The sequence below is a fragment of the Pseudomonas sp. Irchel 3E19 genome, assembly GCF_900187585.1.
Classification (GTDB): domain Bacteria; phylum Pseudomonadota; class Gammaproteobacteria; order Pseudomonadales; family Pseudomonadaceae; genus Aquipseudomonas; species Aquipseudomonas baetica.
Genome location: NZ_FYDT01000091.1, coordinates 1 through 10244, shown reverse-complemented (window position 1 = coordinate 10244; position 10244 = coordinate 1). Strand labels below are relative to the sequence as shown.

Below are 10244 nucleotides of genomic sequence, written 5' to 3'. Positions count from 1 at the left end.
CGGATGGCTTGCATGGGGCGGGGATCTTGTTTTTGTGTGGTGCAAACCAAGTTGCCGACTCATGCAGGCTTCTTCAATAATTCCAACTTCTTGATTTTTCGTAAGAAAAATCGGGGATCTCTCAGGGTCGGACCGTAGTTGCTCAACCAGAGAGCGCTCCTTTAATCGTTTACGGTGTGCTGGGCGGGCTCACTATGGTGCGTGGGGAATTGGCGCATTGCGCTGGATGTAACGAATCCGCCAAACCGCCCTTGCCATTCGGTGAGATAGGTCAATAGATTGAAGCAACTCGCGTTATTGGACAGCTAGGTGACTTGGCCGTACGGTTACAGATGAAGTGCAAAACTTAACAGAGATAGGTATCGACGTGGCCATCCGCATTACCGCGTTGAAGGACTCAACACATGTGGCGCGCAAGCTTGGAAACGACACACGAATTCTTTGCGCGTCCCCGGCCTACCTCGAACAAAAAGGTGAACCGAAAGAGCCCGCAGATTTGAGTCGCCACGATTGCATTATATTGGGAGACGAGAATCGCTGGCACTTTGCCGATAACCCACGCAACCCACCTTCTCTTGTCAATAGCTGTTTTCGAGTTAACTGCGGGGAAACTGCGCGCATGGCTGCTGTACCTGCGCCGAATCGGACTCAAGCACCCGCACAAAGGTGTCGGCCTGCGCGCGATTGCGCAGGCGACGAGTCCAGGTGCCGATCAACTCTTCGTAATGCTCGAGAAAGCCGGGTCTGCGGGGACGCATGGGGGTATGGGCGGCGGATTTAGGAAAGGGGCGCGAATAGTAATGTTTCCTATTAATGCGAGGCAATGCATTCCTTGGCATACCAAAGAAGTCGTCCGATACATTACGAAAACGCCACCAAAAAAAGCCTCGCTACCCAACAGGCAGGAGGCTTTACCATCACACGAAGGACGACACCATAAAACGACTCGGGATCGTTTAAACCTCGTCGCACGATTGATTGGAAGCGTTCAACAGACGAACCAGGACGGATGCGGTATTCCCCCCGCCGCCATTAATCGTATAGGTCACCCGAGCCGAGCCGTTTTTGATGGGCTTGATATGAGGAATCCAGTCGCCAATGGTTTTTTCGAGCCCATTGGCTACGTCCCCCGGAGTGACAAAATGGTTCAGCGATGTGTTAGCGCCCGGAATGGGCGTCTGCCCCTCGCTATCGCTGAAACCTTGCCAGGAAATCTTCAGTACCGCTCCCTCTGGAGTATCTGTTAGCGGTCCGATCTTGACCTTAACGCCGTCCATTGGCTTGGAACTGCAGTTAATCACCCCACGCACCGCATCTGGAAAGGTAATTTCGCTCATCTGGAATCTCCTTGAAATAGCAAAGTTACAACTGTCATATCTGACAGTTACTCAAGACTCATTGGCTATAAAAAATCCGACATTCCAACCTTTCCAGATCCTGTGCCGAAGCCTCCAAACTTTCTCCGGCACAAATCCCGTGTGAAAGCGTGCTTGGTGGTGGATGCAGACTCCTGCGCACCCACCTCCCATCGGGTTTAGCCTTTTTCGTCGATGCCGGCTTGCAAAGGCTGGCTGTCGAGGTGGCCGCTCAAGGTCACCGGGCCGATGTTCAGATCGCCGTTTTCAAAGGAAACCTTCGGCGCGTTTTCTTCCTTCTTCTGTGGCAGGTCAACCCCGGCTTTCACACCGTAATCGAGGTTGCTCAGGTCAGTGTTGCCAACCTTCGAACCACCGAGATCAACCTTGCCTTCAGACGAGGAAATCCGTGCGCCGGTCAGTTGTGTGGCGCCGCCAACGTGCAGATTCACGCCTTGGCTGCCACTGATGCCGGAGGCGTGTTTCACGCTGTCCTTGTGCGCGTACTCGCCTTGCGCTTTCAGCGTCGGCTTGTAATCGGTGCCGGCGAGTTTTTCCTTGTCGCCGGGTGGATTTTTCTTGGCGGTCAGGCCCAGATCGACATCGACTTTGGCGTGGGTCTGCGAGTCCTGACGGCTTTCGACGGTGAGATCACCGACCACCTTACCGCTGACATTCTGCGCATCGATTCGCGCACCCGAAAGTTGCGCATCACCCGCACTGTTCAGCACCACGGTGTCAGCCTTGATCTGGCTGTTCTGCTGCGTGGTGCCTTGCAGGTAATCCACGCCGACCTTGGCCCCGGCGTTGAAGCCGTGGTCGCTGCTGACTTTCTCGTCCTCGGCGGTTGGGTTTTTGCTGCTCAGGTTGCCACCGGCATTCAGCGCCACGTTCCAGTTGTTGCGACTGTCGGTGGACTGCGCTGATTCCTGCACATAACCGCCCTTCTGCGCATCAATGCTGACGTTTGGCGCGCTGGCCTGAGTGCCTTGCAGATGCACCGCATCGCCGCTCAGGGCAATCGTGCTTTGGCTATTGAGCTGGCCGCCGGTCAGGGTCTGCGAGTTCTCGTTGACCCGACCGATTTTGAAGTTGCCGCTCAGATTAGCGCCCTGATCACGGCTCTTCTCGCTGCTGCTTTTGCTGCCGCCGCCCTTCAAGCCACCACCGAGATTGCTGCCGGTGGCGCTGTGGGTGTCGGTGGCCGCTTGCAGATCGAGCTTGCCGTCAGCCTTCAGATCGATGGCGCCCGCGCTGTCGATTTTCGTGCCTTGCTGGACCTGATTGCCGCCGCTGCTCAGTTGCACGCCGTTGCCGCTGATGCTCGCCACCTGGGCCTGAGTGTCAGTGGTCTGCTTGGCGCTGTGATCGAGCTGGAATCCGGCACCGAGGTCGACGTTGGTGCCATCGGTGCCCGGCAAGGTGCCGACGGTCAGCGAGCCATTGCCGCGCAGGCTGGATTCACTGCTGCTCTGGCGGTCGGTGGCCTGATTCAGCGCCAGATCGCCGCCGGTCTTGAAGCTCACGCCGCCCTGGCCGCCGCTAAAACGGCTGCCTTCAAACTGTGCGTCGCCTGCGGTTTTGATGTTAACGCCTTGGCTGCTGGCGTAACCGCCAACCACGGCCGTGGAGCTGTTTTTGCTGGATTGGCTGCTGCCACCGGCACCGCTGCCGGCGACGTTCACGTCTTCGCCGGTTTTGGTGTAGACGCGCACGTCGACCTTGGCATCTACCGCGTTATCAGTGCTGCTGTGGGTGTTGCTCGCGGCATCGGCGACCAGTTTGTCGGCGCTGATGTTTACCTTGCCGGCGCTGGCGTTGTACTGGGTGCCTTGGTCATGCACGGCGCCGGTGGCTTTCACATCGACGCTGCCGCCGTCAAAGCGGCTGACTACAGCGTTGCTGCTGTGGTCGGTTTTATCAGCGCTGCCGTGACCGATCGCCACGTCGATACCGACGTTCGGTTGACCGAGATTGCTCAACGCTTCCTTGTCCGGCACTTTGCCGTTCAGCACGTCTTTGACGGCACCCACGATTGGCCGGGCGATGTCTTTGTACTCGACATTGGCGCCAATGTCCGCCGACCAATTGCTTTCGTTGTGGGTGCTGCTTTCGGTGTTGCGGGCCGCGCGGTTGTCGACTTCGTCGGCCGCGATGTTCAAGCCATTACCGACCTTCACTTGAGCCCCTTCGGTGGCGAGCTTGTCGGCATTGATCGTCAAACCGCCGCTGCTCTGCACACTGCTGGTTTGCGCCGTGGTGTTGCTCGTGGTGTCCTGCGAAGTGTTGTGGGCGAAATCGATGCCACTGCCGGCGCGGTCGAGGCCGCCGGTGTAGTAGAAACCGCCGCCGGTGCTGCGCTTGTCGGTGGCGGTTTTGTGGCTGTCTTCTTCGGCCAGCAACGACACGTTTTTGCCGCTCAGGCGGGTATCGCCCGCAGTGGATCGGACCTCGCCGCCCTTGATCGTCAGATCGCCGCCAGCCTGCACCTGCACGCTGCCGCCGCTGAGGCTGGAGCCTTGTTGGGTGACGCCGTTATGGGTGACGGTCTGCTGCTTGTCCTGGTAATGAATCCCGGCGCGATATTGCTCCGGCGTTTGCTCTTTGGCGTAGGCATCGAAGCCACGGGTCTGCGTGCTCTCGCTGCGGTCGTGGGTGTTCTGCGCGGAATGCACGTTCACATCCCCCGCCGCGTCCGCCGTCAGCGCGCCGCCGGCCTTGACCGTGGAACCGGCCACTTCGATGTCCTTGGCGCTCTTGAGCTTGAGGTTGCTGTCGGACACCAGTTCGCTGCGCACTGTGGTGCTGTCCTTGGCGTTCTGGCGCGACTCGTCCTTGCTGATGCCGAAAAACTTGCTGTCCTTGTCGTGATTGTTGCTGTGCGAGGTGTCTTGCACGCCATCGACAACCAGCGAGCCCTTGTCGCTGATCACACTGGCGTCGGTACCGCCACGCACCTGGCTGCCGCTGATGCGCACGTCGTCAGCCTTGACGATCAGTTTGCCGGCCGCATTGATTTTACTGCCCTGATGCCGGGTCTGGCCCTTGTCGGCATCGCCGGTCTTGCCGAAGAAACCACCGCCGACCAGATCGCCGGAATAACGGGTGTCACTGTTGCGATTGGTGCGGGTGGCGGTCGTGATTTCCACCTGTTTGCCGGCCAACTGAAGGTCGCCCGAACTGTTCAGCTCGGCGCCTTCGGAGCGCAACAACGCGGCGGTTTGCAAGGCGATGTTGCCGGCCTTCAATTGGCTGGTGATGCTGCGTTGCTCTTCGCTGCTGCTGTTCCAGTCGGCTTTCCACAGGTGCTTGCGATGGTTGCCCTGATCGGTCTGGATGTGGCTTTCGGTGGCGGCCGAGAGGCGCAGATCGCCGCCGCTTTTCACCTCAAGATTCTTCGCTGCTTCGACTTTGGCGGCTTTGAGTTCGGTGTCTTTGCCGGAAGACAATTTCGCGTCGCGGCTGGCGACAATCTGACTGCCATGCTGTCGCGTTTCGCTGTCGGTCTGGGTACGGTCGTAGGTTTCCCAAGTAATGCCGATGGTGCTGTTGTTCCAGTTCTCGCGTTTTTCCTGGAGCTTGCGGCTCTCGACCGCGCTCAGCGTCAGGTTGCGTTTGGCATCCACCGTAACGTCGCGACCGCTGACATCAGTGGCCGCGAGCGTCAGGTCTTTACCGGCGTGCAAACCGACATCACCCTGACTGCTGCGGATACCGGCGCGGGTCACGTCGAGGCTGTTGGCCACGGCTTCGCCGCTGACATTGAGGTCACCGGCCGAACGAATCTGCACGCCGTCGCGACCAGCGACTTGTACCGCGCCAACCCGCACACCGGCCCCTTCGGCAGTGCTGACAATATTGATGCGACCGGCCTGCATCGCGCCGAACAGACTGGCGTCGATGCGTTGATCGCCGGTGTTGCCCGCCGGGTCCACGGTTTTCACCTGGCCGCTGGCGTAATCCACCTGATTACGGCCGACCGTGAGGTTCAGTTGATCGCGGGCGGTGAGCGCACCCTGGCTGTCGATGCGCGGGGCGATCAGGTTAATCGAGCCCTCGCCGTTACGCAGGCCGCCGTTGTGGATCTGCAACTGCCCAGTGGCGTCGCGGGTGTTCAGGGCTTGCAGTTTGCCGTCGATCAATTCCGGGCGACCCACCAGCAGATTGGCGTTCGGCGTGTTGATGAAACTGCCGCCATTGACCGAAATGCCGTTGGGGTTGGCCAGCAAGTAATCGGCGGCGCGACCGAAGATTTCCTGCGCGCCGTTGATCGCCGACGGATTGCGGCTGATCACCTCGTTGAGGATCACGCTCGCGGCCTGGCCTTGCAGTTGCGGGTTGGCCGCCAGTTGCCCGGCGAGCTGCGATTGCCCGGCCTGCAAGGCATTGTTCAGCACCAGGCCCTGACGGTCGACGTTGTAGTCGAGAAACTGGTTGTGCGACAGGCCCGAGCCATTGGGCGCGACGATGTTGACGATGGGCACCCCGCCCTGGGTCTGCAATTGCGCGGTGCCGCCGGGGCCCGGAGCAACGACGACACCCCCGGCGAGGGCGCTCGGCAGGTGCACGGCGAAGAACAGACTGGCAATCGCCCAACGCAATTTGCCCCGAGGGGAGAGATGAAATGCAAAGGTAGGTGCTGGCATAAAAACGTCTCCAAGTGGGTACGGCATCACGTTGCGCGATTTAGTCTTGGCCATGGCTGTCGCGCTCAGATCCGACGGCTGTTGGTTTACTGCGGTGTTCATATTTGCAAGCCGACCCGCATCAGCCAGGTTTGCGGTTCGTGCTGCAGACCGTTGGGGATGTTGAGGGCGCGTTGGTAATCGACGTCTACTTGCAGGTTCTTCCAGCCCAGATTCAACCCGAGACTGGCGCCGCTGAGGCGTTTGCCCTGAGCGCCGTGATCAGCCTTGATCCAGCCATGGTCGAGGCCGACACGCGGGGTAATCTGCACCGGCCATTCACTGCGCAGCGGCAGGCGCAACGTATTGCGCCAGATCGCACCACTGGCGCCGGATGCGCTGCTGATGCGGTAACCGCGCACCGCCGAATCGTCGGTGCCAAGCAGTTGTTCGATGGCCGGCAGCGGATCGGGGCTGTACTGCAAATTGAGCTGGCTCTGCCACTGCCAGGCTTGTGCGCCGAGCTGACCGTTGCGCCATTGACTGAGGCCGGCGCGGTACTTGTGGAACTGCGCCTTGGGCAGGTTTTTGATTGGGTGCTGCGAATCGTCATCAGCGCCGAACCAGCGCAGGCCTTGGGCGTAATTGACGTCCAGGTTCCATACCGCGCGGTCAAGCCAGAACAGATTGAGCCCGGCTTCGGCCACCGTCAGCGTCGGGCTCTGAATCCCCAGCCGGACGTTGTCCAGATAGCTGTCGACGTCCTTGTGCGCCAGTTGCAGGTTGGCGCTGAGCTGACGGCTCTGGTCGCGCCACAACACGCGGTCGGCGCGCAGGCTCACTTGATCGGTGATGCCGGTGCTGTGAAAAGTGGTGCTGGGCAATTTAAATGGCGCGCGATATTCGGCGTGGCTGGCGAACACGCTGTAGGTCCAGTAGCCGTAGGGAATCGCGTAGTACAGGCTGGCATTACGGCTATAGCGATCACCCTGGTTCAACGTGTCGCTGGCGCTGAGGCTCAACAGGTCGTTGAGTTCCAGCGGGCTGTCCAGGCTCAGGCTGAGCGTGTCGCGATCGCGCCCGGTGCTGGCGCTGCCGAGATTGTCCATGCCCAGGCCCAAGGCCCAGCGCGATTGCCCGGAGGTGCGCGAGCGCAGGATGATCCGCGTGGCGCCGGGCTGGCTGCCGGGGGCGATGTCGGCGGTGAGGTCGACAGAGCGCAGGCGGTTCAACTGATCCAGGCCTTGCTCCAGATCACGCAGGTTCAACGGCCCGCCGAGCATTCCCGGAAAAGCGCCGCCGAGCGAGACCGGCAGACTTTGATCAGCCAGTTCGATGGACTCGATGTAGCCTTCATCGACCATGATTTCCAGCGACTGCCCCGCCGCTGGCGCGCTGCTCAGGTACGGGCGGCTGGTGATGTAGCCCTTCTCGACGTAGATCGCGGTGATGGTCGCCAGCAGATGATTGATCTGGCCGACGCCCATGCACGGCGCCAGCAGCGGTTTTATCCGTGCGTTGAGTTTGTTGCTGTCGATCAGCGTGACGCCGCCGATGCGCGTACCGCTCAACGGCCAACAGCGCTCATCGGGGGTGACCGTTGGAGGAAGGGTCGAGGTGGCTGGCGCCGAGCCGAACGCGCCGCGCTCCAGTTGGCGCTTTCTTTGTTCCAGTTGCAGTTGTTGCAGATCGCGCTGTTGCAGTTGCTGCTGGCGCAGCACTTCCTGGCCCGGCGCGACAGGTTCGGCAGCTTCAAGCGAGGAGGCACACACACTCAACACAAAGGCCGACAACAGCGGGCAACGCGTGACACGACGACGGAAAACAACGCGAAACGGATTCGGCACGCAACATCCTTGCAATCATAAAATGGCGTAATGCCACTTCATCAATGTTCGCGATAGTCGGAGCCCTCCTACACAAAAGCAAGACGCTTCCTACAGCGCTTACACTTCTTAAACAATTGATTTGTTTACCCTGATTGTCAGCAGCAACGCCACGCCATTGCACCCTATCAGGGTTTCCCCGAGGACCTGAGATGCGCCTGCGAGCATCAGCCCTGCACCGATCAGCAAGTAATAAAGCAGCCCCAACAGCGCGCCGGCAGTGCCCAGACGATCTGCGTAATCAACCAGTGCCGAGCCGAGAATATTCGGTATCGCCAAGCCGAAGGCCAGTACCACCAGCAACATTGGCCATACGAACGCGCCGCTGTCGTGTAGCAGCCACACGCCGAGGCCACCGAGCAAACCGAGCGCTGCAGCGAGGCGAATCAGTTGCAGCGCACTGCAGCCACGGCGCAACAAACGCTTGTTCAGCCATGCGCCAAACCCTGAGCCCAGCGCGAGGATTACCCCGCTGTAACCGAAAGCTGACTCGCTCAAGCCGAGCCTTTTAAACATGAACGGGCCAAGGCTGTAATAGCTGAACAACGCAATGTTGAATGACGCGATCCACAGTGCCGAGCGCCAGATGCCGACATCGCGCATCATGCGCCCCAGGGTTTCGAACAAACTCACGGTAGTAGGCTGTTGCACACGGGTTTCCGGCAAGGCACGCCAGCTCCACAGCCACAGCGCCAAAACAATCAGCAGCAAGGCGCCGAGCACACCGCGGTAACCAAACCCCTGAGTCAGCGCCGCGCCACTGAACAGTCCAAACGCGGGGCTCGCCGCCAGTGCCATGCCCACCAGCGAAAACACCTGCGCCAGTTCCGTACCCTGAAAGCGATCGCGCAACAGCGTCTGGGTTACCACTGAACCCACCGCGGCGCCGAAAGCACCCAAGGCCTGAGCCATTAGCAGGTGCTGAAAGCTGCGGGCACTCAAGCCAATCACGCAGGCCATTGCGTAGATCGCCAGACCGCTGAGCATCGCAGGACGCCGACCGATCCGGTCACACACCCGGCCCCACGTCACCACACCGAATGCAAATGCCAGGAAATATACCGACATGGTTTGCGCCGCCTGCGGGCCGACGTCGAATGCCCGGCCTATATCGCCGAGCGCCGGGCTGTACAAGGTCTGGGCGATCTGCGCAAACATCAGCAGCGCAATCGCCAGTATCAATAGAGGTCTGTTGTTCATTTTGCGTTTACTCCCCAAACCAAAAACTGCCGAGGAGTTTAAGAAGCAGCGACTGGCGTATTATCCAGATCCCGCCAATTTATCATTGAAATCTGACAACCCATGGCCTGGCTCGATGCCCACTCAATGTTTGACCCTGACAGCTATCCGGCGCCAGTGATCGGCATCGCCTCAACCTTGGGTGATCACGACTCAGGCCTGCATCGCCATCAGCGTGGACAATTGCTGTACACGCGCAAAGGCTGCACCCGCATCACCCTGGCGCAACAGTTGTGCCTGCTGCCGCCGTCGCGGGCAGCGTGGATTCCGCCCGGCGTTGTACATCGCGCAGTGATGCAACACAGCGTGGATTACCGCTCGATTTATCTGACCGCCGAACTGTGCAGCACGCTGCCGCAACAGGTCTGCGTGATTGAAGTCAGCCCACTGCTGCGCGCCGTGCTGGAACCGATGGCATTGGCCGACTTTGACAGCAATTGGCAGCAGGGCAGATTCGGACATCTATTGGGCCTGTGCCTGTGCGAAATGGCGGAGGCGGCGCAGCAACCGATGCTCTTGTCGCTGCCATGGGACAAGCGCCTCGCCCCCTTGATGGCGACACCTGAGCGACTGCCGCCGGAACTGCAAGTACTGGAACAACAGATCGGCGCCAGCGCCCGCACCATTGGCCGGATCTTCCAGCGTGAAACCGGTATGAGCTATCAGCAATGGCGCCAGCAGTGGCGCCTGATGCGCGCCATGGAATTGCTCGCCACTGGGCGCAGCCTCAGTTTTTGCGCCTTCGAACTGGGCTTTGCCAGCGACAGCGCGTTCATTGCGTTCTTCAAAGCCATGACCGGCACCACGCCCGGCCATTGGCTCCAATAGGTAGCTGACGACCGGCGATGGTGACCCTGATGCGTAAGGTGCAACCACCGGCCGCGCCAAGTGCCGATGCCCATTAAAACGTTATCCCAGTAGATACCGTCTTGCCCCTCATCGGGCAAGGGCAATTTTCGGGTCGAATGGCTGGCCCGATTTAAGAACGGCGTAGACAAAATGTAGGAGTTTGCGCATCGCTGCACAGATGATTTGCTTGGGGGCCTTGCCGTTGGCCTTCAAGCGGTCCTTCATGGCGATGATTGCTTTGTTGTGCTTCAGTGCAACCAATCCAGGCATGTATAGACCCGCCCGAACGC

At 59.9% G+C, this 10244-nt stretch carries 5 protein-coding genes and 3 pseudogenes; 2 read left to right on the top strand and 6 right to left on the bottom strand.

The features are described from left to right. Positions 1 to 337 precede the first annotated feature (337 nt). Positions 338 to 565 (top strand): annotated as a pseudogene (locus CKW18_RS31310) (LysR substrate-binding domain-containing protein); the annotation flags it as partial. 49 nt (positions 566 to 614) lie between these two features. Here CKW18_RS31310 and CKW18_RS31305 read toward each other — a convergent pair. The 5 genes and pseudogenes from CKW18_RS31305 to CKW18_RS29220 form a co-directional block, all read right to left on the bottom strand. Further along, a pseudogene (locus CKW18_RS31305) lies at positions 615 to 758 on the bottom strand (RNA polymerase subunit sigma-24); the annotation flags it as partial. 198 nt (positions 759 to 956) lie between these two features. Then, positions 957 to 1337, bottom strand: coding sequence for a hypothetical protein (locus CKW18_RS29235; protein WP_095191938.1), 381 nt, complete (start codon positions 1335 to 1337; stop codon positions 957 to 959). A 197-nt stretch (positions 1338 to 1534) separates the two neighbouring features. Continuing rightward, positions 1535 to 6001, bottom strand: coding sequence for a hemagglutinin repeat-containing protein (locus tag CKW18_RS29230; protein WP_095191937.1), 4467 nt, complete (start codon positions 5999 to 6001; stop codon positions 1535 to 1537). Positions 6002 to 6099: 98 nt separating this feature from the next. Beyond that, positions 6100 to 7827: a ShlB/FhaC/HecB family hemolysin secretion/activation protein gene (locus tag CKW18_RS29225; RefSeq protein ID WP_095191936.1), complete on the bottom strand. Its 1728-nt coding sequence runs from the start codon at positions 7825 to 7827 to the stop codon at positions 6100 to 6102. A 108-nt stretch (positions 7828 to 7935) separates the two neighbouring features. Continuing rightward, a complete protein-coding gene (locus CKW18_RS29220) occupies positions 7936 to 9066 on the bottom strand; it encodes an MFS transporter (protein WP_095191935.1) in 1131 nt (376 codons plus the stop codon). Between the two features lie 102 nt (positions 9067 to 9168). Here CKW18_RS29220 and CKW18_RS29215 point away from each other — a divergent pair, with 102 nt between their 5' ends. Continuing rightward, complete coding sequence (locus CKW18_RS29215; RefSeq protein WP_095191934.1) at positions 9169 to 9933, top strand: helix-turn-helix transcriptional regulator; 765 nt, start codon at positions 9169 to 9171, stop codon at positions 9931 to 9933. Positions 9934 to 10041: 108 nt separating this feature from the next. Here the strand turns inward: CKW18_RS29215 and CKW18_RS29210 are convergent. Next, positions 10042 to 10244, bottom strand: a pseudogene (locus CKW18_RS29210) (IS110 family transposase); the annotation flags it as partial.